This window comes from Knoellia sp. LjRoot47 (assembly GCF_964253435.1).
In the GTDB taxonomy this organism is placed as follows: domain Bacteria; phylum Actinomycetota; class Actinomycetes; order Actinomycetales; family Dermatophilaceae; genus Knoellia.
The window spans coordinates 2,275,500-2,299,573 of record NZ_CAXUQS020000001.1 but is presented as its reverse complement, the minus strand read 5'-3'; the positions used below and the strand labels follow the sequence as shown (position 1 = coordinate 2,299,573).

The window sequence follows — 24,074 nt, the reverse complement described above, 5'->3', positions numbered from 1 at the left end:
AGACGAGCAGAAGTGCCCGAGACGAGTCTCCACATGGGCTCGTCTCGGGCACTTCTGCTCGTGTCGGGACGTCAGGAGTCGGCGACCGACCCCAGACGGTGCTGCTCGTCGCTGAGCCACATGCCGAGGAGGCCTCCGAAGTGCCCCTCGAACTTCTCCCACTCGTGCGTCGGGTAGGTCTGGTGAATCGTCGTCTGCAGCAGCTTGCGGAACTCGTCGGAGCCGACCCACTCGTGCACCATCTCGTCGACGTGCGGCAGCGACGTGGCGCAGAACTCCTGGTAGCGCTCGGTCTCGAAGTGGTCGTCAGCAAGACCTTGGTATGCCGTGAGCTTGGCCTGGTAGTCCAGCGCCTCGTCGTCGGCGATCGCGAACCACGGGTCGGTGTCGACCTGGGTGCGTGCCTTGCGCCCGGTCACCGTGCAGAACACCGACCAGCGGAGCAGCGCCTTCATCGCCCACGGGAAGTAGTAGTGCAGCGACGTGACCGCGACGTCGGGACAGGCGTTGGCGTAGTCGATCGGGTAGACGACGCCGTCGCGCACGAGCATCTCGCAGGAGTTGAACTCCCACCGGAAGAAGGCGTTGACGGTCTGGGCGATGGTGACCGCCTCACGACCGGTCTCCTCGGCGAGGAAGCCGTGCTCGACGGCATACCGGTTGTGCATGGGCTCGTCGGGCTGGAACTTCATCGTCATCGTCTCGGGCCCGATGGTGAGCGCGCGGGCGAAGACCTCGAACCCGTCGACGGCCTTCTGGAGGTGCATGAGCATCTCGCCGGAGTCGTCGTAGGCGTGGTGCAGCGCCTCGCGGTCCTTGATCATCGAGACCCCGCGCCACGCGCCGCCGTCGAAGGGCTTCATGAACATCGGGTAGCCGAGCTCGTCGGCGATGGCGTCGAGGTCGAAGCCCTTGTTGTAGCGGCTCGAGGTGTAGGCCCAGCGCGCGTTGTCGACGGGGTTCTTGTACGGCACGAGCACCGTGTCGGGCACGTGCATCCCGAGTCGCATGAGCGCGCAGTAGGCCGAGTGCTTCTCCATCGACTGGAACGTGAACGGGCTGTTGAGCAGGTAGACGTCGTCCATGAGCGAGACCTTCTTGAGCCACTCACGGGGGTGGTAGTACCAGTGCGCCAGCCGGTCGATGACGAGGTCGTGGCGGGGGCGGTCGCGCAGGTTGAACGGCTCGATCGTCAGCCGCTCCGAGCTCACCCGGTGGTCCGCACCGTCAGCCGTCCGAACCACGCCGAGCCGCCTCGCCAACGCCTCGAAGGCGGTCGGCCAGTCGTCCTCCGCCCCGAGCAGGAGCCCGATGAGGTGGTCGGTCTTCGGTGCCATGTGCGGTCCCTTCGTTGGGTGCTGCGGTGGTCCGGACGGTCGAGCTGGTCGGAACGAGACGGGTCAGACGAAGCGGGGCAGGTGGTGCGCGAGCTGGCGGCGCCACCACGGCCAGTCGTGGGCGCTGTCGTGCCCCCACACGTCGAGCTCGTGACGGATCCCGCTGCGCGACAACACGTCCGCGAAGGCGCGGGTCTGCGGCAGCGACTGCGTCGGTGACACCTCGAAGGGCCCCTCGCCGACGACGAGGAGCACCGAGAGCCGCGACCGGAGCCACTCGAGGTGGTCACCGTGGAGGCCCGCGACGTATGCCGCGGGGTTGGCGAAGTAGGTCGCGTCACCGAGGTCGCCCCACGAGTTCCACGTCGTCGGGTCGTAGTTGCCCGAAAAGCCCATGGCCAAGGTTGCGACGTCGGCGCGCTGGAACGCGAACTGCACCGCGTGGTACGCCCCGAGAGAGACGCCGAACGTGATGAGGTCGGGCTCGCCACCGGTCTCCCCCGCGATCCACGGCACCACCGCCTGGTCGAGCCACGCCTGGTAGACCCCGTGGCGGGCGGCGCGCTCGTCCGTCGGGACGGACGTGTCGGACCACGTGAAGCCGTCGATCGAGTCGACCGCGAAGATGCTCACCCGCCCGGCATCGACGAGGTCGCGCACCGCGTCGAGCAGGCCGTTGCCCTCGAAGTCCTGGGCGCTGCCCCCCTCGCTGGGGAAGGCGAGCAGCGGCCGACCCCAGTGGCCGTGTCGCACCACCGTGAGCTCGGCGTCGTGGCCGGGCACCGGGAGTCGGACCTCTGCGTGCGGCATACGCCCTATCCTTGCGCGTCCCCCCACAGGTCGCGCAACACTTCGGTGAGGTGCGGGTCGAGGGCATCGCGCCACGCGGTGTAGTTGTGCAGGTCGGCGACCTCGGTGTGCGAGACGTCATGACCGGCCCGGCGCAGCGCCGCGGCCATGTCGCGGTTGTTGGCGGCGTTCTCCTCGAGCCCCCCGCAGGTCATGCCGACCCGGATCGGGCGGCTGGCCTGACGGGTGTCGATGATCTCCTGCACCCGGCGCGAGATCCGGCCGAAGTACTTGTAGGAGCTCTCCTGGCCGTCGTGCCTCGCCTGGAAGAACGAGCCCGACTGAGAGAACACCCCGCCGATCTCCGCGACGTCGAGCAGGGCGACGAGCAGCGCGGTGAGGCCGCCGAGGCTGGCGCCCATGACGACGACGGGGCCAGCGATCGGCGCCTCCTCGGCAAGACGCGAGATGCCCTGTCCCGCAATGGTCCTCAGGTACTTCGGCGACCCGGAGTACCACGCGTCGCGCAGGACGGGGTGGGCCAGCGCCAGCCGGTGTGGTGGCAGCTCACCGGACGCGATCATGGCCGCGGAGTACTGCGTGATCGACGCGAGCTGGTCGTACTCGGGCCCGTCGTGGACGAGCAGCAACGGGAGTGCCTGTCCCTCGGTGCCCTCCGGCGCCCACACGGTCACCGGCACGTCGTCGGCGGTCTCGCCCTCGAGCGTCATCGCGGTGAACCCACCCGCGACCGCGGGGGCGGACAGCCAGGACGGGACGGCATACCCGGGCATCTCCATCACGGATCGCGAGCCGAACGCGGTCTCGACGGTCACCGGATTGTCCGGGTCGAGCACGGTCTCCATGGCGAGGCCGGTCGGGAGGCTGCGGGTCAGGGTGAAGCGGTACTCGATGCGCTGCAGCCCGGGGCGCGGCAGGGCCAGCTCCCAGTGGTCGTCGACGAGAGTGAGGTCGCGTGCGCCCGGGATGACCGGGTCGCAGTCGAGCATGACCGCGACGACCTCGCCGCTCGCGGGGTAGCGGAAGCGGACGTGGTCGTCGAGCAGCTTGGGCGGCACCTCAGAACAGGGCGTTCATGAGTGCGGTGCGACCCTTGCGCACGCGCTCGTCGTGGTTGCCGACCACGTTGAAGAGGTCGAGCAGGTGGGTGCGGGCCCTGTCGCGCTCGTCGCCCTCGGTGGCGCGGACGGTGTCGATGAGCCGGGTGAAGGCGTCGGCGACGTGCCCGCCGAGGACGTCGAGGTCGGCGACGGCGATCTGCGCGTCGACGTCCTCGGGGGCCGCCGCGGCGGCAGCGCGCACGGCCTGGGCGTCCACGCCGTCGGTGCGCTGCATGAGGCGGACCTGGGCGAGACCGAGCTCGGCCTCGTGGTCCTTGGGGTCGGCCGCGAGGGCCTTCTCGTATGCCGTGGCCGCAGCCTCGAGGTCACCGCGGTCGATCGCGTCGTAGGCCTCCTGAATGAGCGGCGGGAGCGGGGGCATCTCGTCGTCGCCGTCGGCGGACCCAGGCGTCGGTCCGAGGTCGACGCGGCCGGTGATGCCGTTCTGGACGGCGGCCTGGGCGAGCTGGTCGAGCACCTGGCCGATCTCGTCGTCCTGCGGGATGCCGGGGAAGAGCGGCACCGGCTGGCCCTGGAGCAGGCCGAACGTCACCGGCACGGTGAGCTGGCCGAAGGCCTGGACGATGACCTGCTGGAACGCCTGGAGGATGCCCGGTGAGGTCTGGACGTCGGCGGAGACGACGAACACGCGCCCCTCGAGCCGCGCGGCGACGGCGGCGACGCGCTCGGCGAGGCCCACGGTCTGCTCGTGGGCGGAGGACCACAGGACGAGCACGGCCGGGACGGTGAGGGTCCGGTTCATCACCTCGGAGAAGGTGGCGTCGGTCACCTGGACGAGCAGCCCTTCGGGCAGGCCGCCGGGCTGACCGGCCGCCTGACCGGCCGCCTGACTGGCCACCGGACCCGTCGCTGGACCCGCCGGACCCGTCGGCTGAGCGCCCGCGGGCTGACCTGCACCCGGGCCCGGCGCCTGGCCTCCCGCCGGAGGACGGCCGCCGAGCGCGGACAGATCGATGGCGCCGCGGGCGCCGGAGGGAGGGGTGGGGGTGCTGCTCATGACAGGGATTCTCTCAAAGGGCGACCCGACCCCGCGCCCCGGGCGCGAAGTCGGGTCGACTCCTTCGGGCAGGGGTCACTCCGCGGTCGCGGACACCATCTGCTCGTCGGCCCCGACGGTCGTGGCGGCGCCCTTGGCGGGCACGACCATGACGACGTTCTCGAGGCTGGTGATGGTGAGGCTCTTCTTCGCCTTGGTCTTGCCCACGAGCTTGCTGTAGGTGCCCGGGATGACGAGCTCCTTGGCGGCGGGGCTCGTCGCGATGACGTCGCGGCGGGCGAGCTGGCCGAAGGTCACCGTGCCGCCGTCGGCGAGACGGAAGGCGATGGTGAACTTCGGGTTCGGCGTGTGCGCCTGGGTGAAGGTGGCCAGCTTGCCCAGCGACTTCACCTGGGCGGCGGCCGAGGTGCGCAGCGCGGTGGCGTAGGCGTCCTTGGTCGCAACCGCCTTGCTGGCGACGGGCTTGGGGTAGGCCAGCGCAGCGGCATACGCGGCGAGCGACTGGTTCGGAGCGAGAGGGGCGCCGGCCGCATCGGTGGGGGCCACGAGCGGGGTGCCGGTGGCCAGGTCACCCAACGCCGGGACGCTGGTGCCGGGGAGCATCGGGACCGAGGCATAGACCTTGAACGGGTCCGATGCGGCCTTGGACATGAGGACGTGCAGCGTCTGGGTTCGGCTGGCCTCGTCGAGGGTGCCGACGAGCATGGCGCGCGGCCACTTCGAGCCCTGTGAGACGGCGACGACCTGCGGGTCGCTCTTGGACTGCAGCGGGTCCGATGCGGCCACGGTGCCGAGCTTGGTGGCGGCCTGCGCCTGGGCGAGCGCAGCGTCGGCGAGCACGGCGCCCTGCGCCTTGGCTGCCTCGGCGCCCTTGGCGGCGCGCGCGGCCACGGCGGCGTCGAGGACCCGGCTGGCGACGTTCTCGGCGCCGTCGACGTTGAGCGGTGCGACGTTGCTGCGCTCAGCCGGGGCGTCGTGCACGCCGACGACGGCGTTGCCGATCCCGCAGCCGGTCAGGGCCACGGCGGAGGCCAGGGCGGCGACGGACGTGGTGAGGGTGCGGCGGTTCATGCGGACTCCTCCTCGGACCTCGCGGGAAGGACGGCCGTGTCCGACGTCGGGGTGGTCTCATGGGTGGCGGGACGTGACGGGCGGGAGGTCCACAGGAGGCTGCCTCCGCTGAGGAGCAGGAAGAGCCCGACGAGCGCGGCGATGACCGACTGGACGAACCACGACTTGCGCTCCCAGGTCACGTCGACCCGGTCGAGCTCACCCTTGGTGGCCTGCGCGATGACGGTCTCGGGGGCGTTGGCCTGCTCGATCGTCATCGACACCGCACCGTCGCCGGTCTCGGTGTTGCGCCAGACGTCGGTGCCCGCGAGCTCCGGGGCCTGACCGGTGCCGGTCGACTCGCTCTCGAGCTGCCACGGGCGGGTGCTCACACCGGTGACGGTGGTGTGGGCCGTCCTGCCGAGCACGGCCTTGGCGTCCGAGGGGGTGGCCGCGGCGAGCCAGACGGCGCCACCGGCCTTCGGGGTCGCCGTGACCTTGACGACGCCGTCGACGCGGTTGAGGACGGTCTGGGGCACGAGGACCGGGTTGGCACCGGCGGGCTTCGAGCTGAAGGTCGCGGTTCCGCCACCACCGAGGTGGATGGCGTACCAGAGGCCGATGACGGTGAGCAGCAGGCCCAGGAGGGCGAGGATGCCACCGACGGCCCGCTTGGCGAGCGTGGGCATGCGAGGTCCTTTGGTTCGGATCAGGGACGAGCCGAAATGTCTCATTTCGGTCACGGACTTCCCTCAACCATGACAAACGGAGGTGGCCGGAGCCAAATCGCGCGACCCCCGAAAACCCCCGTCCCACGGGTCGCGACGGGGTGAGCCGGCCTCTCGACCGGCGCGCACGGCGCCGTCCGCGTCCGCCGGGTCAGGCGGGGTCGACGAAGTCGCCGGCGGCCACGCGCACGCCCCTGAGCAGGGAGAACACGTCCTCCTGCTGCTGCGCGGTGAGCATGCCGAGCCCGAAGTCGGCGGCCTCGAGGTCCGCCGTCGTCGCCTCCATGGCGGCGCGGCCGGTGTCGGTGATCACAGCGATCGCACCGCGCCGGTCCTGCGGGTTCGGCACGCGCTCGACGAAGCCTTGGGCCACGAGGCGCTGGACGATGTTGGTCGCGCTCGTGGGATGCACCATGAGGCGCTCCCCGATCCGGCCCATCGACAGCCGCCCCTCGCGGCTGAAGGCGAGGAGGACGAGCGCCTCGTAGCGCGCGAACGTCAGCCCGTGCCGACCGGCGATGGCGTCGAACTCGGTGATGAGCAGCTGCTGCACCCTCATGATCGACGTCGCCGTGACCATCGGCCCGGAGCGGCTGCCCTCGCCCCATCGCGCGCGCCAGAGCTCACCGGCGCGGGCGATGGGGTCGAAGGGCAGCCTGAGGTCCTTGGGCACAGGAGCACGCTAGCCGCCCGTCACCTCACTTCGGTGTCGCCACCGACGAGAACGTCCCTCCTGCCCCGTCGTCCCAGCCCACCGAGACCGAGGCACCGGAGCCGAGCGCCCGCGTCAGCGGGACCCGCACGGTGGCGAGCCCGGAGCGCGAGCCGCTCACCGGCGTGACGAGACGGCCGGCGATCCCGGCGCCGTCGCGCACGACGATGTGCGCCGTGCCCGCGTCCTCGACCCGGAGCCGGACCTCGACGATGTCGCCGCGGACCTTGGCCTTGTCGACCCAGGCACGCTCCCCCGCGGAGGAGGACGGCCGCCCCGCGAGCGCGACGTTGGTGCGGACGGCCTGCTCGACCGACTGCGGTGAGTCCACCGACTGCAGTGCCTCGGTCGGGATGACCGGGGCGCTCGGCGTCGTCGGACGCCCGGCCGGAGGCACGTAGCCCTCCAGCCGCACGTCGCCCCAGCGGTAGGGGTCGCCCTGCACGCCACCCCACACCGACCAGCCGATCCGGGTCTGTCCGGTCCGGTCCTGGGTGTCGGAGTCGTAGGGCAGGACGTTGAGCCCCATGTGCGCCGGGTCGACGGCGCTCGGCAGGAGCGACATCGGGATCGAGGTCTCGACGACGTAGCCCGTGTAGGGCTCGGTGACCTTCGAGGCCACCTTCATCCCGGGCGCCGTCGTCGGGCCGTCGCCCTGGTGGGCGTCGGCGTCCCGCAGGTAGCAGGGGCCGCCCTCGGCCGTCCACGGCAGGATCGCCGCCTTGAACGTCGTCGACGTGTTCTCGGACGTGCCGCGCGGGTCGATCGCAATCTCGACCGAGTCCGTGCGCCAGTGCCGCTTGCAGTCACTGGTCGCGAGCGGCGTGCCCTTGACGTCGTCCTTGACCGTCACGGCGACGAAGAGCGTGTCGTCGCGCCAAGTCACCTGTGCGGTGGCCGAGCAGTCGGTGGCCGAGGTGCAGGCCTCACCCTCCCAGCGACGGCCCACGTCGAGGACCGGGCCGGCATACTCCCCGGGCGAGACGACACCGTCCACGGTCGGTGCGGTGGCCGCCTGCGGGACCGTCGCGGTCGGCACGAGCTCGAACGCCTGCTGCGTCGTCCCGGTGGCACCGCTGCTCGTGGCTTCGATCGTGTAGAGGTAGTCGCCGGCCACGCCGCCCTCGACCGCGGTCTTGAGCGAGGTGTCGGTGTTCGTGGCGGTGAAGCCCACCGTCGTCGTGGCTCCGGGAGCAAGGCCGCTGTATGCCGCGGACGCCGGGGTCATCGTGAAGCCGGCCGGCGGGCGCGGGGTCACGACGCCGGACTGGACCGTCGCGCTGTGGTTCGTCACCGTGACGGAGACCGGTCGGCTGCCACCGGAGGCGAGCGTGAGCACCGGCCGGACGATGTCCGCGAGCGCCTCCGCGCCCACCTCGTCGGTCCACTGGTGGAACTGCGCGACCTGCGGCAGGAGCTGCTGGGTGGCGGTGACCGGTGCGCTCACGAGCACGGGCTCGTCCTGGTAGCCCGTGCCGGACGCCGTCTGGACGAACGCCTTGACCCGGGTCTGGGTGCCGATCGCCGCGCCGGCCGCCGGAGTGACGACGAACCGTGCCGTGGCACTCCGACCGGGCTGGAGCGCACCGAGTGCGCCGTTGCCGGTGACCGTCCACCCGGCGGGCACCTCGAGCCGGGCGGTCGCGCCCTTGAGTGCACCCGTGCGGGGAGCGGTCGCGCCGACCGTGACGGTGAACGGGACTCCCGGCAGGACGCGGTAGCGGTCGGCGTCGACCGTCATCCCGCTGCCGAGCGGCAGACCACCGGGCAGCGCGACGAGGGACCCGTCGAGGGGTGCGTGGTTGGTGTACGCCGCGTCGGTGCCCCACTGCGGCAGAGGGGTCCGTGAGTCGACGAGGGTGAGGTAGTCGCACCCGAGCTGGGCGGGGTCGGTCGACACGTCGGGGAAGCCCGCCCAGCCCTGCGAGGCGTAGACGCGCTGGGCGTCGCGCTCCACCGCGGCCCACGTCCGGCCGCCGGGTGCGGGTGTCCCGCCCCAGACGCCGTAGACCGTCTGGCTCGGGTCCGCCGCGACGAACGCCTTGGCGCAACCCGGGCCGTTGGCCCCGGTGCCGTTGGCGGCGCGCATGAGGATCCGGTCGGGCGAGAAGGGCTTGAGCCCTTCCTTGGTGATCTGCTCCGGGAAGCGTGTCGCGTCGCCGGCGGCGTAGTAGGCCTCGATCGCGATCCGCGCGGCCTCCTGGTGGTTGCCGTGCTGACCCGGCGACGGCGCCGGGTTCATCGTCACGAGGACCTCGGGCCGGGTCTGGCGCAGGATGCGCACCGTCTTGGCCAGGGTCTCGTCGCGGTCCCACACCTGCGCGGTGAGCGGCTCGCTCACCGTGTAGTAGAAGTCGACCTCGTCGAGGTTGTAGACGTCGGTGATGCCGGCCTTGGCCACCGCACTGCGCTCCTCGCGCTCGCGGATGAGGCCGAGCGCGGGGCCCTCCTCGGGACCGACCGCGTTGCCTCCGCCCTCACCGCGGGTGATGGTGATGACGCCGGTCGACACGTCGTGGTCGGTGCCCCACTGCCCGAAGGTCGAGAGCGTCCCGGCCTCGTCGTCCGGGTGGGCGCCGATGAACATCGCGTCGAGGTCGGTGGGTGGGCCGGCGGACGTCGTCGCGTCCGGTGGCCGCGGCGTGGCGGCGGCCGGGCCGGCCAGGGCCGTGGCTGCGGGTAGTGCGAGGGCCGTGGCGACCGCGAGGGCCGCGACCCCTCGGGTCCGTGGAACGAGTGACATGTGTTCTCCCCATCCGGTGCGCCCGCGAGTCGTGCTGGAGACGTCGTCCTCGCGAGCGCTGTGGGGGCGACGACAGGTCTCAGTCCTTGACCGCCCCCTCGAGCATCCCGGCGATGAAGTGCCGTTGCAGGAAGAGGTAGACGATGACGACGGGCAGCGCCACGATCGTCGCCCCGGCCGCGAGGAGGGCGTAGCCCTGGGTGTACTGGCCGGAGAAGAAGCCGAGCCCGAGCGGCGCGGTGCGCAGGGCCTCGTTGGTGGGGACCATGACGAGCGGGATGAGGAACTCGTTCCAGGTCCACATGAACGTCAGGACGACGAGCGTGACGATGGCCGGTCGCGCCAGCGGCACGAGCACCTGCCACAGGATGCGGCTCGTCGAGGCGCCGTCGAGCCGTGCGGCCTCGACGATCGAGCGCGAGCTCGACCGGAACGCCGCCCGCAGCCAGAACGTCCCGAACGCCACCGACTGCGCCACCTGCGGCAACGCGATCGCCCAGAAGGTGTCGGTGAGCCCGACCGCGCGCAGGTCGAAGAAGAGCGGGACGACGATCGCCTCGGCGGGCATCATGATGCCGATGAGCATGAGGTAGAAGATCGCGTCGGCGCCGCGGAAGCGCATCGTCCCGAGGGCGAAGCCCGCGAGCACCGACAGCACCGTGCTCACCGCGACGACGAACGTCGACACGAGCAGGCTGGTCCGCAGGTAGCTGCCGAACCGGCCGATCTCCCACGCCTGGGCGAGGTTGCCCAGACCGCCCTGCGCCTCGGCGTCGGGCTGGAGGCCGGCGACGACGATGCTCAGCACCGGATAGATCGCGAAGACCGCGAAGGCCACGAGGATGACGTAGTTCATCGTCCGCTCGGACGTCGAGACGCGCATCAGTCGGCCACCCTGTCGCCGACACGGGTGATGACGAAGCTGATCGCGAAGATGACGACCGTGAGGCAGACACCGATGGTGCAGGCGAGCCCGACCTGCCCGATCTCGAACGCCTGCCGGTAGACCTCGTAGCTCGGCACGGTCGTCTGGTGACCGGGTCCGCCGGACGTCGTCATGTAGATGAGGTCGAACGTCTTGAGCGCGGCGATGACGGTGAGCGTCAGGGCGACGGCGATCTCACCGCGCACCGACGGCAGCGTCACCGCGAAGAACTCGCGCACCGCGCCCGCGCCGTCGAGCCGGGCCGCCTCGTAGAGCTCGCGCGGGATCCGTCCCATGCCGGCGAGGAGCAGCACGGTGACCAGGCCGCTCTCGAACCACGTCCCGATGAGGCCGACGGCGGGCAGCGCGAAGGCGTACTCCCCCAGCCAACCCCGCGTCCACGACTCGAGCCCGACAGCCGTGAGCACCGAGTTGATCGTGCCGTCGGGGGCGTAGATCCGCCGCCACGCCACGGCGATGACGACCATGGCGACGACCTGCGGCAGGAACACGACCGTCCGGAAGAACCCGAGCCCGCGCACACTCGCCCGGTGCAGCACGGACGCGAGCACGAGTCCGACGACCAGCGGTATCAGGGCGAAGAAGGCCATGAGCACGAGCGCGTGCCCGAACGACGCTCGGAGCCGTTCGTCGGAGAGCACCTCCTGGTAGTTCGACAGCCCCGCCCACGTGCCGACCGTGAGGCCGTCCCACTCGAAGAGCGAGAGGTGGACGGCCCGCAGCAGCGGGTAGAGGGCGAACACGGCATACACGAGGAAGGCCGGAAGGACGTAGAGGTAGCCGATCCTTCGCGGCTCCCCCGGCGGGCCGAGCACGCGCCCCGACGGGCGTGGGTCGGCCGGACGGGTCCGCCTCGCAGGGCGTGCGTCGGCCGGGCGGGTGCGGACCGCCATCACTTGCCGGTGAAGTCGCCGTAGTCCTTCTGCAGCGCCTCGAGGGCCTTCTCCGGAGTGGCCTTCTTGGCGAGGAGGTCCTGGAGCGTCGCACCGAGGGTGTCACCCATCGTCGGCGTCGCCCAGTCGAGGTAGGGCACGAGCCCGTCGTCCTTGGACACGGTGCCGAACGCCGTGAATACGTCGGTGCCGAGCGCGTCGGGAGCCTTCTGCTCGGCCGTCTCGACGACGGGCAGGTTGCCGTTGTCGGCGAGGACCTTCATCGCCTCGGGGCTCGTGATGAAGTTGACGTATGCCGCGGCGGCGTCCTTGTTCTTGGCCTTCTGCGTGATCGCGAACGGCAGACCGGAGCCACCCGTCGTCACCGGCGTGCCACCGGCCTCGGGCGCCGGCGGGAGCATGAACTTCACGTCGGTCTTCATCGCCGCGGAGAGGTCGGCCTGCAGCCACGAGCCGGCGATGAGGAACAGGCCCTGGCCCTTGGTGAAGCCCTGCCACGCGGGGTCGTAGTCCTGGCCGTTGAAGCCGGCGTTGAAGTAGCCCTTGTCCACCCAGTCCACGAGCGTCTGCGCGGCCTTGGTGTTCTCGGGGGTCACCCAGTTGCCGCCGGTCTGGCCGAAGCCGAGCTTGCGGATGTCCTCGGCCTTGGTGAAGCGGCCCTGGACGACGCCGAACACGTGGCCGGCGGGCCACTTCTCGAGGTTGCCCAGGACGAGCGGGACCTCGCCCTTGGACTTCGCCGTGGCGAGCGCCGCGTCGAAGTCGGCCCACGTCTTGGGCGGGTTGATCCCCAGCGTCTTGAGCTTGGCGTCGTTGTAGAAGATGCCGACGACCTCGCCGACCTGCGGCATGCCATAGAGCGACCCGGAGCCGAAGGTCTTGCCGTCGGTCGAGTACGACGCGACGTTGCGGACCGACTGCGGGTAGCGCTTGTCCCAGCCGTATGCCGTGGCGTAGGGGTCGAGGTTGACGAGCTGCCCGGCCTTGACGAACTCCCCCATCTGCGAGCGGGTGTTGTTGGCCTGCACCACGTCCGGCGCGTCGGCGCCGGTGAGGGCGAGGCGCAGCGTCTTGACGAGGTCGTCGAACGAGCGCGACACGCGCTTGATCTTGATGTTGGGGTACTTCTTCTGGAACTCGGCGTTGAGGGTGGACATCTGCTTCTCCTGTCCACCGCGCACCTCTTGGTCCCAGACGGTGAGGGTGACGTCGCCGAGCGAGGCGGCGTCGGTCTTGACGGCGTCGGGCGCCGGCGACGCGGCGTCGTCGGAGCCTGCGTCGGATCCGCCGGGGGCACACGCACTGAGCGCGAGGCCCGCGCCGGCGACGAGTGCGACCAGCGTGGTGCGGGTGCGGTTCATGGGGTCTCCTTGGGCTGCGAGGTGGGGACGGGAGCGTCGGGGAGGGGCGTCGGGGGCGGCCCCGGGTCGGAGCCGGCGGCCTGGGCGTCGGACAGCTTGGCGATCGTCGCAGCAGCGCGACGCACCGCGCCCACCGGGACGTCCGCGACGAGGTCGTCGAGGAAGGCGAACCGGCGCTGCACCGAGCGGGCAGCGGCGTTGGACGTCGGCTGGCGACGCACACGCTGCCACCAGTCGGTGATGTCACCCCAGCCGGGCGCGGCGAGCGAACCGCCGAACTCCTGCACCGCGAGGCTCGAGCACAAGGTGGCGAAGTTCATCCGGTCGAGCAGTGGCCACCCGGCGAGCGTCCCGACGAGCATCCCCGCGTCGAAGACGTCACCGGCGCCCGTGGGGTCGATCGCCTCGACCCGCAGCGCCGGCACGACGGCCTCCTCACCGGTGCCGGAGTCGATGGCGACGGCCCCGTCGCGACCGTTGGTGACGACGGCGAGCGGGACGAGGTCGGCGAGGGCGTAGAGCGCGTCGTGGGCCGAGTCCGTACGGGTGTAGGCCATCGCCTCGACGGCGTTGGGCATGAAGGCGTGGCACTCCTCGAGCTGGGTGAGGACGTCGGCGGACCACTCGCCGGACGGGTCCCAGCCGACGTCGGCGAAGAGCAGCGCGCCACCGGCCGCCGCCCGGTCGGCCCACTCGCGCTCGGGGTGGCCCTGACCGAGTGGACGCTCGGCGTCGAGGTCCAGCAGGACCGAGCGGGCCCGCGGGACGGACCCGATCATGTCGGTCGCCGACTCCGGCGCCGTGTGCCCGTGGGTGATCATCCGGCGGTCGCCGTGCACGGAGACCGAGACCGTCACCGGGGTGTGCCAGTGCGGATAGCGGCGTGAGCGCGAGAGGTCGATGCCCTCCTGCTCCTCGAGGGAGCGCCAGCAGAACTCGCCGTAGTCGTCGTCGCCGAACGCCGCGCCGAGGGAGGTGTTGAGCCCGAGTCGCGAGGCGGCGACGCCGAGGTTGGCGATCCCGCCGGGGCAGGACCCCATCCCCTCGGCCCACACCTCGGTGCCGCTCTTGGGCATCGCCTGAAGCCCGGTGAAGATGATGTCGAGGAAGACCGTGCCCTGCACGAAGACGTCGATCTCGGGGTCGTCGGCACGCCTCAGCGAGGCGAGCGGGTCGTACGTCTGGTCCAGCGGCACCTCGTCATCGTGGCCCGTCAGCGGCTGGACCGCAAGACCCGAGTGCGCGTTTCTGCGCGTTTCGTGACCACAGGTCGTGCTCGATGGCCTCCCTCACTGCGCACCCATGGCTGAAAATGCTCACTCTTGGTACCTTGCCTCACGTGAAGGTGCAGCGGCAGAGCGAGATCCTCGCTCGGGTGCGCGAGGGCGGCAGCGTCTCTGTGAGCGAGCTGTCGAGCGCGCTCGACGTGAGCCCTTCGACGATCCGCCGCGACCTGCACCAGCTCGACCGGGCCGGTGTCCTGACCCGGGTGCACGGCGGCGCCGCCGTCGCGGCCTCCGACCCGGACACGCTCCGGCCCTTCGACGCCGTGGCCCGAGCCGACGCCGAGGCCAAGGCACGGGTCGCGGTCGCAGCCGCCCGCCGGGTGCGTAACGGCGAGGTCGTCGCCCTCGACATCGGCACGACGACGGCGCGCGTCGCCCAGGAGCTCCGCGGCCGCGCCATCACCGTCGTCACCAACAGCCTCGCCGTACTCGACGCCTTGCGCGACGACGACGCGGTCGAGCTCATCCTCCTCGGCGGGATGGTCCGCCGGTCCTACCACTCGCTCGTCGGCGTCCTGACCGAGGACGCCGTGCACCAGATCGGTGTCGACCGAGCGTTCATCGGGACGAGCGGCATCGCGAGCGGCGGTCAGGTCATGGACTCGACGTTCGTCGAGGTGCCGGTCAAGCGAGCCCTCATCGCGGCGGCGCGCGAGGTCGTCGTCGTCGCCGACGGCCACAAGATCCCCGGGTCCGGGACCCTGCGCGTCTGCCGGGTCGACCAGGTCGACGTCCTCGTCACCACCGCCGGTGCCGACGAGCTCATTCTCGACGAGTGCCGCGAGCGCGGCGTGGAGGTGGACATCACGTGAAGCTGACGATCCTCGGCGGCGGTGGCTTCCGGGTGCCGCTGGTGCACGGGGCCCTGCTGCGAGACGACTCCGAGCAGCGGGTGACCGAGGTCGTGCTGCACGACCGTGACGAACAGCGGCTCACCGCAATGGCGCTCGTCCTCGACCAGCTCGGCGCGGGCCACGCGAACGCGCCCACCGTGACGACGACCACCGACCTCGACGACGCGCTGCGCGGTGCCGACTTCGTCTTCTCGGCGATCCGGGTCGGCGGTCTCGAGGGCCGCACCCGGGACGAGCGGGTCGCCCTCGACCTCGGCGTGCTCGGCCAGGAGACGACCGGCCCCGGGGGGCTCGCCTACGCCCTTCGCACCGTCCCGGTCGCCCTCGACATCGCCCGGCGCACCCGCGAGGTCGCACCGGACGCGTGGTTCATCAACTTCACCAACCCGGCCGGCATCGTCACCGAGGCGATGCAGGCGGTGCTCGGCGACCGGGTCATCGGCATCTGCGACTCCCCGATCGCCCTGGCGCGCAGGGCGATCGGCGCCCTCGACCTCGACCCTGCCGCGACCGAGATCGACTACGTCGGGCTCAACCACCTCGGCTGGCTCAGGGGCCTGCGCGTCGACGGCGTCGACCACCTCCCCCGCCTGCTCGCCGACCCCGCCGCGCTCGAGACCCTGGAGGAGGGTCGCCTCTTCGGACCCGAGTGGCTCGCCGCCCTGGGCGCCATCCCCAACGAGTACCTCTACTACTACTACTTCTCGCGCGAGGCGCGGTCCTCGATCCTCGCGGCGCCGCAGACGCGCGGCGAGTTCCTGCGCGAGCAGCAGGACGCGTTCTACGCCTCGGTCGCCTCCTCCCCCACCGACGCGGCTGCGGAGTGGCACCGCGTGCGCGAGCAGCGGGACGCCACCTACATGAAGGAGGCGCGGGCGGAGGACGAGGAGCGCGACGATGCCGACGTCTCCGGCGGCGGCTACGAGGGCGTCGCCCTCGCGATCATGGCGGCGATCAGCCGCGGCGAACGGTCCTCGATGATCCTCAACGTCCGTGGTGACGGCGCCCTGCCAGGTATGCCGGACGGCGCCGTCGTCGAGATCCCGTGCGTCGTCGACCGCGACGGTCCCACGCCCCAGCCTCTCGCCCCGGTGGAGGGGCACATGCTTGGCCTCATGCAGGAGGTCAAGGCCGTCGAGCGGCTCGTCATCGAGGCCGCGACGACGAGGTCGGAGACCGCGGCGCTCAAGGCGTTCGCCCTGCACCCGCTCGTCGACTCGGTCTCGACGGCCCGAGCGCTCCTCGAGGGCTACCGCCGGGCCCACCCGGGCATCGCCGAGCTGCTCACCCGCCCCTGAGCGAACGGGCTCAGGAGCTGACGACCTCGCCGTCGTCGAGCTCGACGACGGCGTCGGCGCGGGCAGCGGCCTCGGGGTCGTGCGTCGCCATGATGACGACCGCTCCGGCGTCGGCCTGCGCCCGCATGAGGTCGAGGACCCGCTCGCGGTTGTCGTGGTCGAGCTCGCTCGTCGGCTCGTCGGCGAGGAGCACGGTCGCACCGATGGCGAGCCCGCGGGCCACCGCGGCGCGCTGCTGCTGACCGCCGCTCAGCTCCTCGATGAGATGGGTGCCCGACTCGCCGAGACCCACGGCCGCGAGCGCTGCGTTGGCCCGCTCGGCGGCGTCCGTGGGGTCGTGGCCGCGCGCGCGCAGCGGTGCCAGGACGTTCTCGTATGCCGTGAGCACGCTCGCCAGTCCGTTGCCCTGCGGGATGATCGCGACGGCCCGGGGGTCACGCTTCACCGCGGCACCCTGACCGAGGTCGACCTCGCCCGCGGCCAGCGGCACGATGCCCGCGATGGCGTTGATGAGGGAGGTCTTGCCTGCCCCCGAGTGCCCGGTGACGGCGACGAACTGCCCCGGCAGGGCGGTGAGCGAGACCCCTCTCAGGGCTCGGACCTCCCCGTAGGTCACGCCGATGCCCCGGACGGCGACCCCGCGGCTGCCGTCGGCCCCGTCGGACGCGGTCCCACCCCTCGACCCGGGAGCGTGCGAACGGCCCAGCAGGTGCCGGTGCTCAGAGTGCTTGCCCATCGCGCTCCTCCTCGACCTCGTCCTTGACGAGGGTCCATCCCTGCTCCGACTCGACGAGACGCACGAGCGTGCCGGGGGTGAGGCTGGCGAGCACGTGCGGCGGCAGCGGCACGGACCCGTCGGCCGAGACGACGGCGAACTCCTCACCCTGACGACCCTCGGCGCCCACCCGGCCGTCCCGGATGGTGACCGTGCGCGGCATACGCGCGGCGACCTCGGGGTCGTGGGTCACGACGATGATCGTCGTGCCCCACGCAGCGTTGATGTCGCTGAGCGTCTGGAGCACCTGGTCGCGCGCCTCGTGGTCGAGCTGGCTCGTCGGCTCGTCTCCGAGAAGCAGACCGGGTCGGGTCGACACCGCCACGGCGAGGGCTCCCCGCTGGAGCTCACCGGGAGTGAGCGAGGTCAGCGGCAGGTCGGCGCGCTCGCGCAGACCGACGAGCTCGAGGACCTCGTCGACGGGGACGGCCTGGTGGGCGCGGGCTCGGCGCGAGCCCTGGACGAAGGTGACGTTCTCGCGCATGGTCTTGTGCGGGATGAGGTTGCGCGACGCGCCCTGCAGGACGATGCCGACCTCGCGTCCACGCAGCGCGTCGAGGTCTGGCTCGGACATCCGCGACAGCTCGTGGTCACCGATCCGGATCCTGCCGGCGCTCGGACGCAGGAGCCCACCGAAGAGGGTGAGCAGCGTCGACTTGCCGGCGCCCGACGGCCCGAGCAGGGCGAGCATCTCGCCGGCCTGGACCGAGAGGTCCACCCCGGCGAGGGCGGCGACGTCGTGGTGCTCGGCGCGATAGATGTGCACGAGCCCCGCGGTCAGCACGGGCAGTCCGGTCACCAGGCCTCCCTCAGCCGGTCGATGTCGCCATGGCTCGAGGACCGCAGGGCGAGCAGCGAGGAGACGGCGACGAGCACGATGACGGTGGCGACCCAGGCGAGAGCCATGACGAGCCACGACGGTGCGAGGTCGAGCGCCGGCACGGCTGCGGGGGTGTCGAACAGCGGGATGAGGGGCATCGCGAGGACGGCTCCGGCAACACCGCAGGCGGCACCGACGACCGCTGCGAGGAGCACCGGCACGATCGCCTCGCGCACCGTCGCCCGGCGCAGGTCTCGGCCCGACACCCCGGCGACGCGCAGGGCTGCGATGTCCCGTGTCACCACGCGTCCGGTCGTCATCGCCACGACGACGAGCATGACGGCGGCGAGCAGGAGGGAGAGCACGGCCGTGAACAGGCCGAGCAGGAGGCCCCACCCGGTCGCGGACTCGTCGAGGAGTCGCTTGCTCTCGGCCATCGACCTCGTCGAGAGCACCTCGAGACCCTTGTCCTTGAGGGCCTTCTCGGCGCCGGCAACCCCACCCGGGAAGCCGTCGTCGATCCAGACCTCCATCGAGCCGGTCGCCGGTAGCCGCCCGCCGATCCGGAGCATGAGGTCGAGGTTGACGAGCGCGCCCCGGTTGGCGACGAACGGCAGTGCGGGGACGCGCTGCTCGGCGGCCGCGCGGGTGGTGCGACCGGCGAGGCTCTGGATGTCGAACTGCTCCGCCGTCCCGCCCGACGGGACCCTGCCCGACAGCAGGGCCGGCACGATCTCGGGGGCATCGGCCCGGCTCACGGCTGCGTTGCGACCGGTGTTGTAGAACGCGAGGCGCAGACCGCCGGCCACGGCCCTGTCGAGAGTGACCGTGTCGGCGACCTCCCCCTGGATCTCCATGGGCATGCCCGTCGCGGGGTCGATCACCGTGCCTGCCCCGCCGCTCGGGGACTGGGCCTCCCCGCGGGGTGCGAGCCAGCCCGAGGGGTCGTCGATGTCGAGGGTCTTGCCGTCGACGGCGAACCCCGAGAGGTCCACCGACCCCTGAACGGCATCGAGCGCCTGCCCCTGGGCCAGCTGGACCCAGACGGACTGGAGGCGGCACCCCGTGGGGCAGAGGACGGGTGCGTTGACTGCCCGGGTGCCCTTGCCCGCGAAGGGCAGGGTCGCGATGTCGCGGGTCAGGACCTCGCCGGCGGGTGTCGTGACGGTGATGCCCACGCGCAGCGGCTCGGCGTCGACGGGTCCGGGCTTCCACTCCGCCGCGGGGACGCCGTCGGGGACCGGACCGAAGCCGAAGCCGATCGGGGTGGTCTCGAACGCGAGTCGCGCGGTGATCCGGGCGCCGTCGAGCAGGACGGGCGCCTGGTCCGGCAGGGCCAGCGCGCCGAGGTCGAGCGGCACCTGCGCCGGCGGTGCCCACGCGATGCGCCTGAGCTGGTCGGGGCGGGCCGCGAGCGTCGTCGTCGAGTCGGGGTCGCGCTGGGTCACGAAGCCCACGGGCATCGCGTGCTCGCGCTGGCCGGCGGGCAGCCGGTCGACGACCCGGGCCACGGCCGTCGGGTCCTTCGACCCGGTGCGCAGGGCGGCGAAGGCGCCGACGGTCACCTTGGCCCGGTTCTCCCGGTTGCGGTCCGCCACGGAGACGGCGTTGGCGGCGAAGACGACGAGCGCGGACACAGCGGTGACGACGAGCAGCACGTGCCGGGTCGTGGGGCGACGCGCGATGGCGAGCCCGGCCAGACCCGAGCCGAGCCGGCCCCCGTCGAGGGCACGCCGTCCGAGACGGGTCGCGAGCACGACGACGAGGACGCCCAGCAGCGCTCCGGCGGCCAGCGCGAGGAAGGTCGGCGTGAGGATGGCCATGGGCCCGGTGATCTGGCCGGTGACGATGCCGAGGACACCCACCGCGGCGAGGACGACGAGGATGATGTCGCCGACGCGCAGGCTTCGCGAGGTCGTCGCGGGCGGGACGCTCCGCAGCAATGAGGCGATCGGTTCGCGCAGGACCGGCCGCGCGGCGGCATACACGACCGCGAGCGAGGCGAGGCCGGCAGCGGCTGCGGCCAGCGGCACCTGCCACCCGAGCTCGAACGGCACGCCCGGCGGCAGGACGACCCGGCGGACCAGCTCGCTGAGCCCCACGGCGAGGAGCACCCCGAGCGGCAGCCCGAGCAGGACGGTGAGCCCGAGCTCGGCAATGACGAGGCGTCGGCTCGCGTCACGGCTGCGGCCGCGCAGCCGCGACACGGCGATCTCGGGTCGGCGCTGGGCCACCGCCGCACCGGCGACGAGGACGAGGACGGCCAGGGCCACCGCGACGAGCTGGGCGATGAGCAGCGGCACGAGCTGGCGCACGAGGCCCTTGCCGTTCTCGACCTGCACCGCGATCTCGGGCAACGGGCTGTCGACGGTGGCCAGGCTCGCGGGTCGCAGCTCGCCGACCGCCTTGCCGGCCGCGGCGAGCGAGTCGAGCGTGATGCTCGAGGTCCTGAGGCGGTAGTCCACCGAGAGCTGCGCGTTCGGCCAGCCCTGGGCGAGCCCCGCCGGCGCGACGATGAAGTCGTCGATGCCCGGCACGAGGTCGCCGTACTCGATGATCTGGCCGGACTTGCCCTGGACCTCGGTGCGCAGCCAGTAGTCCGGGTCGGCCTTCGCCGTGTAGATCCCGGAAGCGACGAACGTTCGGGCTCGTCCGTCGTTGTCCCGCAGGACGAACGCGGTCCCGACCTTCCACCCCCAGGCCTTGGCGTCGGCGGCGGACACGAGGAGGTCCTCCTCGTCGGCCGGGCACGCGCCCGCGCTCAGCGTGAGGTGGTCGCAGACCTCGTCACGCGCGACGAGCCGCACGGGAGAGGGCTTGCGGCCCTTCGTCGGGACGACCTCGGTGCTCGCGGTGGTCATCGACACGCCGGGGAGGTACCACTGGTCCAGCGTGCGCGGCATCTCCTCCTCGACAGCGTTCGCGCTGAGCTCGGGGTCCTGGGTGCGCGTCGCGAGGAGACCGAGCTTGAGGTCGGCGGCCTCGAGCCGCCCGAGCGTCGCCCGGAGCAGCGCCTGGTCGATGGAGCGCGAGAAGAGCGGGGCGAACGCCGCGCACGACGCCACGAGCGCCGAGATGAGGACGAGGACGAGGGACTGCCCACCGCGATAGCGGATCGCCTTCCACATGCGTTGGGTCCCCCCGGAGTCAGGCGTGGCGTACGACGGTCCCGATCACGCTAGACCCGCCCGGCGGGATGGAGCCGGACTCACGACAACTGTGACGTTTTCGAAACTTCTTTCCGCGCGCCCTCGTCGGGGTCAGGCCTGCGACTGCTCCGCGATCGTCGCCTCGAGCCGCTCGAGCTTGCCCTCGAGCTCACCGGTGCGCCCGGGGCGGATGTCCGCCTTGAGCACGAGACCCACCCGCGGCCCGTGGGCGGCGAGCGCGTCGACACATGCCTTGACGACGGCCATGCACTCGTCCCACTCCCCCTCGATGGTCGTGAACATCGCGTCGGTGCGGTGCGGCAGACCGCTCTCGCGCACGATGCGCACGGCCTCGGCGACGGGACCGGTCACCCCGCCCTGGTCGTCGGACACGGACGGGGAGACGGAGAAGGCGACGAGCATGGGCCATACCGTATGCCGTCCGCCCACCTCACGCGCCGCCGGCGTGCGCCGGCCCGCTCGGCTCAGCCGGCCTCGGGAGACAGGAAGGCGTGGACGAGCGGGACCACGCCGGCACCCTCGCCACTCGCCGACGCGACCCGCTTCATCGAACCGCACCTGATGTCGCCGGCGACGAACACGCCCGGCACGGTCGTCGCATAGGGCGCTGGGGGCCGCCCGCCCTGCCAGGACTGCCACGGGGTGTCGGCGCCCGAGAGGACGAAGCCGAGGTCGTCCCGCGCGACCTCGCCCGGAAGCCAGTGGCAGGTCGGCTGCGCGCCCAGCAGGAGGTAGAGCCCGGCGGCCTCGACCCGCTCCTCGGCGCCCGAGTCGACGTCGCTCAGAGTGAGCCACTCGAGGTGGCCCTCGCCGCCGCCGTCGGTGACGACGGTGCGCGGGCGCACGGTGATGCGCGGGTTGCCCTCGATCTCGCGGATGAGATAGCTCGACATCGTCGCTGCCAGTCCTTCGCGGCGCACGAGGATCGTCACGTGGCTGGCGAAGCGCGAGAGGTGCACGGCCGCCTGTCCGGCACTGTTGCCGCCCCCGACGACGTAGACCTGCTTGTGCTTCACCTCGCGCGACGTGCTCGCCGCCGCGCCGTAGTTGACCCCACGACCCAGCAGCCCCTCGAGCGTGTCGACACCCAGCCGTCGGTAGTCGACGCCCGTGGCGATGAGCACCGCGCGACCGCGCACGCTGTCGCCCCCGAGCTCGACGACGTGGCAGCCGTCGGGCCCGGCGCCGATCCGCAGCGCCGTGACCTCCTGCCCGGCGAGGAAGCGCGCCCCGAACCGCACCGCCTGCGACCGCGCCCGCTGCGCCAGCCGCATCCCCGAGATCCCGCGGGGGAAGCCGAGGTAGTTGCGGATCATCGAGCTCGTGCCCGCCTGCCCGCCGATGGGGCCCTGGTCGATGATGAGCGTGTCGAGGCCCTCCGACGCCGCGTAGACCGCCGCGCCCAGACCGGCCGGTCCGGCGCCGACGATGACGAGGTCGCAGACCGCGTCCTCCCCGATGTCGGTCGGCCGGCCGTACAGCACGGCGCCGAGGTCGGCGTTCGAGGGGTTCGACAGCAGGTAGTCGTCGTTCGGCGCCTGGAGCAGCGGCATCCTCGCCGCCGGACCGGCCGCCGCGAGGGCCGCGACACCGGCCGGGCTGTCGGGTGCGTGCACCGTGTTGGGCAGGCCCATCCGGTCGAGGAAGTCGCGGATCCGGCTCAGGTCGGGCGAGGGACCGTCCGCGATGATCCGGGTGCCGTCGATCTCGGAGTAGCTCACCGACTGCGCCCAGTCCGACAGGGTCTCGGAGATCGCGGTGTGGAACTCCTCGTCCCGGGCCCCCTGCGGCAGCATGAGGTAGAGGTCGAGCCGGCCCTCGGCGAGGCTCTCGCGCAGCTGGGCCACCGAGCCGCGGAACCGCTCCACCGGCACGTAGACGAGGCGCCGGGCGCTCGGCATGAACTTCTGGAACTTCGCGAGCAGGTGGGTCGCCTTCTCCCCACCGGCAAAGAACTCGCACGCCGCGAGGGCCACGGGGCGGCTCCCGGTCTTGAGCTCGCCGAGCACCTCGATCGCCTCCTCCATCGAGGTCGGGGCGACGATCTCGTACTCCGCGGCGTACCGCTGTGCGAGCACGTCGACCATCGCCTGCCGGTACTCGGCGCCGAGGACGAGGATGACGGGAGTGGGGCGCGTGCCGGGTGGAGTCACCCGCGTCACGCTACTGGGGCTCGGGGCGTGCCGTCACTGCTCCGAGGACCTGGTGCGCGGCGGCATACACGTCGGTCGTCCCGGAGGCGACGGCCGAGGCCAGCTCGTCCGGGACGAGACCACCGTCCCCGCCGAGCCGGCGGCGCAGGTCGGCCAGGACGATCGCCTCGATCTCGGACCGCGCGCGCTGGCTGCGCCGCGCCGCGAGCGTGCCCGACTCCTCGAGCCAGCTGCGGTGTGCGTCAAGGGCTTCCAGCAGGTCCGGTATGCCGTCCGCCCGGCTTGCGACGGTCCTCACCACCGGGGTCCGCCAGTCGACCGACCGTTCCCGGTTGCCGAGCTGGATCATGTGGCGCAGGTCGCGCACCGTGTCGTCGGCACCGTCGCGGTCGGCCTTGTTGACGACGAAGACGTCGCCCACCTCGAGGATGCCGGCCTTCGCGGCCTGGATGCCGTCGCCCATGCCCGGCGCGACGATGACGACGGTCGTGTCCGCGCGAGCGGCGACCTCGACCTCGGACTGGCCGACCCCCACCGTCTCGAGGAGGACCACGTCGAAGCCTGCGGCGTCGAGGACGCGCAGCGCCTGGGGCGTGGCGAAGGAGAGCCCACCGAGGTGCCCACGGGACGCGACCGAGCGGATGAAGACGCCCGGGTCGGTCGCGTGCTGCTCCATCCGGATGCGGTCACCGAGCAGGGCGCCCCCCGAGAACGGCGACGACGGGTCGACCGCGAGGACCGCGACCCGCTGGTCACGGGCACGCAGCGCGGTGATGAGCGCGGCGGTCGTCGTGGACTTGCCGACCCCGGGCGAACCGGTGAGGCCGACGACGTGGGCGGAGCCGGCGTGGGGCGCGAGGGCCGCCATGACCTCGGGCAGGGCCGGGTGGCCGTCCTCGACGAGAGAGATGAGCCGCGCCACCGCACGCGAACGCCCCTCCCTCGCGTCGGAGACGAGGGAGGGGACGTCGACGGGTCGGGGCGTCGGGGCGATCGCGCGGACCTCGGGAGCCGGAGGGC

Annotated in this window: 20 protein-coding genes; 2 read left to right on the top strand and 18 right to left on the bottom strand. The window is 72.1% G+C overall.

The features are described from left to right. Positions 1 to 71: 71 nt before the first annotated feature. The 12 genes from ACSQ11_RS11140 to ACSQ11_RS11085 form a co-directional block, all read right to left on the bottom strand. Complete coding sequence (locus ACSQ11_RS11140) at positions 72 to 1,337, bottom strand: ATP-grasp domain-containing protein (protein ID WP_436005344.1); 1,266 nt, start codon at positions 1,335 to 1,337, stop codon at positions 72 to 74. Positions 1,338 to 1,400: 63 nt separating this feature from the next. Continuing rightward, entirely contained in the window at positions 1,401 to 2,147 is a 747-nt protein-coding gene (locus ACSQ11_RS11135) for an esterase family protein (RefSeq protein WP_436005342.1), read from the bottom strand. A 5-nt stretch (positions 2,148 to 2,152) separates the two neighbouring features. Continuing rightward, positions 2,153 to 3,205: an alpha/beta hydrolase gene (locus ACSQ11_RS11130; RefSeq protein ID WP_436005340.1), complete on the bottom strand. Its 1,053-nt coding sequence runs from the start codon at positions 3,203 to 3,205 to the stop codon at positions 2,153 to 2,155. A 1-nt stretch (position 3,206) separates the two neighbouring features. Next, positions 3,207 to 4,265 carry a co-chaperone YbbN gene (locus tag ACSQ11_RS11125; protein WP_436005338.1) on the bottom strand — a complete coding sequence of 353 codons (1,059 nt, stop codon included), beginning with the start codon at positions 4,263 to 4,265 and terminating at the stop codon, positions 3,207 to 3,209. A gap of 75 nt (positions 4,266 to 4,340) precedes the next feature. Next, entirely contained in the window at positions 4,341 to 5,336 is a 996-nt protein-coding gene (locus ACSQ11_RS11120) for a hypothetical protein (protein ID WP_436005336.1), read from the bottom strand. After that, complete coding sequence (locus ACSQ11_RS11115; RefSeq protein ID WP_436005334.1) at positions 5,333 to 6,004, bottom strand: hypothetical protein; 672 nt, start codon at positions 6,002 to 6,004, stop codon at positions 5,333 to 5,335. Before ACSQ11_RS11115 ends, ACSQ11_RS11120 begins: the two co-directional genes overlap by 4 nt. Positions 6,005 to 6,194: 190 nt before the next feature. Continuing rightward, positions 6,195 to 6,716, bottom strand: coding sequence for a MarR family winged helix-turn-helix transcriptional regulator (locus ACSQ11_RS11110; protein WP_436005332.1), 522 nt, complete (start codon positions 6,714 to 6,716; stop codon positions 6,195 to 6,197). Positions 6,717 to 6,741: 25 nt separating this feature from the next. After that, complete coding sequence (locus ACSQ11_RS11105) at positions 6,742 to 9,498, bottom strand: sugar-binding protein (RefSeq protein ID WP_436005330.1); 2,757 nt, start codon at positions 9,496 to 9,498, stop codon at positions 6,742 to 6,744. 79 nt (positions 9,499 to 9,577) lie between these two features. Continuing rightward, entirely contained in the window at positions 9,578 to 10,381 is an 804-nt protein-coding gene (locus ACSQ11_RS11100) for a carbohydrate ABC transporter permease (RefSeq protein ID WP_436005328.1), read from the bottom strand. Further along, the gene (locus ACSQ11_RS11095) at positions 10,381 to 11,337 is read right to left on the bottom strand and encodes a carbohydrate ABC transporter permease (RefSeq protein WP_436005326.1); all 957 of its coding nucleotides are present in this window, start codon (positions 11,335 to 11,337) and stop codon (positions 10,381 to 10,383) included. Before ACSQ11_RS11095 ends, ACSQ11_RS11100 begins: the two co-directional genes overlap by 1 nt. Beyond that, a complete protein-coding gene (locus ACSQ11_RS11090; protein ID WP_436005324.1) occupies positions 11,337 to 12,698 on the bottom strand; it encodes an extracellular solute-binding protein in 1,362 nt (453 codons plus the stop codon). The genes ACSQ11_RS11095 and ACSQ11_RS11090 overlap by 1 nt, the downstream gene beginning before the upstream one ends. After that, positions 12,695 to 13,894 carry a PfkB family carbohydrate kinase gene (locus tag ACSQ11_RS11085; RefSeq protein WP_436005322.1) on the bottom strand — a complete coding sequence of 400 codons (1,200 nt, stop codon included), beginning with the start codon at positions 13,892 to 13,894 and terminating at the stop codon, positions 12,695 to 12,697. Before ACSQ11_RS11085 ends, ACSQ11_RS11090 begins: the two co-directional genes overlap by 4 nt. A 143-nt stretch (positions 13,895 to 14,037) precedes the next feature. Between ACSQ11_RS11085 and ACSQ11_RS11080 the strand changes: the two genes are divergently transcribed. Both ACSQ11_RS11080 and ACSQ11_RS11075 read left to right on the top strand, forming a co-directional pair. Further along, positions 14,038 to 14,796, top strand: coding sequence for a DeoR/GlpR family DNA-binding transcription regulator (locus ACSQ11_RS11080; RefSeq protein WP_436005320.1), 759 nt, complete (start codon positions 14,038 to 14,040; stop codon positions 14,794 to 14,796). Continuing rightward, entirely contained in the window at positions 14,793 to 16,136 is a 1,344-nt protein-coding gene (locus tag ACSQ11_RS11075) for a 6-phospho-beta-glucosidase (RefSeq protein ID WP_436005318.1), read from the top strand. The genes ACSQ11_RS11080 and ACSQ11_RS11075 overlap by 4 nt, the downstream gene beginning before the upstream one ends. A gap of 10 nt (positions 16,137 to 16,146) precedes the next feature. Here the strand turns inward: ACSQ11_RS11075 and ACSQ11_RS11070 are convergent, their stop codons facing one another. The 6 genes from ACSQ11_RS11070 to meaB all read right to left on the bottom strand — a co-directional run bounded on the left by ACSQ11_RS11070 (position 16,147) and on the right by meaB (position 24,048). Further along, positions 16,147 to 16,872, bottom strand: coding sequence for an ABC transporter ATP-binding protein (locus ACSQ11_RS11070; protein ID WP_436005316.1), 726 nt, complete (start codon positions 16,870 to 16,872; stop codon positions 16,147 to 16,149). Beyond that, positions 16,856 to 17,710 carry an ABC transporter ATP-binding protein gene (locus tag ACSQ11_RS11065; RefSeq protein WP_436005314.1) on the bottom strand — a complete coding sequence of 285 codons (855 nt, stop codon included), beginning with the start codon at positions 17,708 to 17,710 and terminating at the stop codon, positions 16,856 to 16,858. Before ACSQ11_RS11065 ends, ACSQ11_RS11070 begins: the two co-directional genes overlap by 17 nt. Beyond that, entirely contained in the window at positions 17,707 to 20,859 is a 3,153-nt protein-coding gene (locus tag ACSQ11_RS11060) for an FtsX-like permease family protein (protein ID WP_436005311.1), read from the bottom strand. The genes ACSQ11_RS11065 and ACSQ11_RS11060 overlap by 4 nt, the downstream gene beginning before the upstream one ends. Positions 20,860 to 20,991: 132 nt before the next feature. After that, positions 20,992 to 21,303: a thiamine-binding protein gene (locus ACSQ11_RS11055; RefSeq protein WP_436005309.1), complete on the bottom strand. Its 312-nt coding sequence runs from the start codon at positions 21,301 to 21,303 to the stop codon at positions 20,992 to 20,994. A gap of 62 nt (positions 21,304 to 21,365) precedes the next feature. Next, the gene (locus ACSQ11_RS11050; RefSeq protein WP_436005307.1) at positions 21,366 to 23,054 is read right to left on the bottom strand and encodes an FAD-dependent oxidoreductase; all 1,689 of its coding nucleotides are present in this window, start codon (positions 23,052 to 23,054) and stop codon (positions 21,366 to 21,368) included. Positions 23,055 to 23,064: 10 nt separating this feature from the next. Next, entirely contained in the window at positions 23,065 to 24,048 is a 984-nt protein-coding gene (gene meaB, locus ACSQ11_RS11045; protein WP_436006762.1) for a methylmalonyl Co-A mutase-associated GTPase MeaB, read from the bottom strand. Positions 24,049 to 24,074 lie beyond the last annotated feature (26 nt).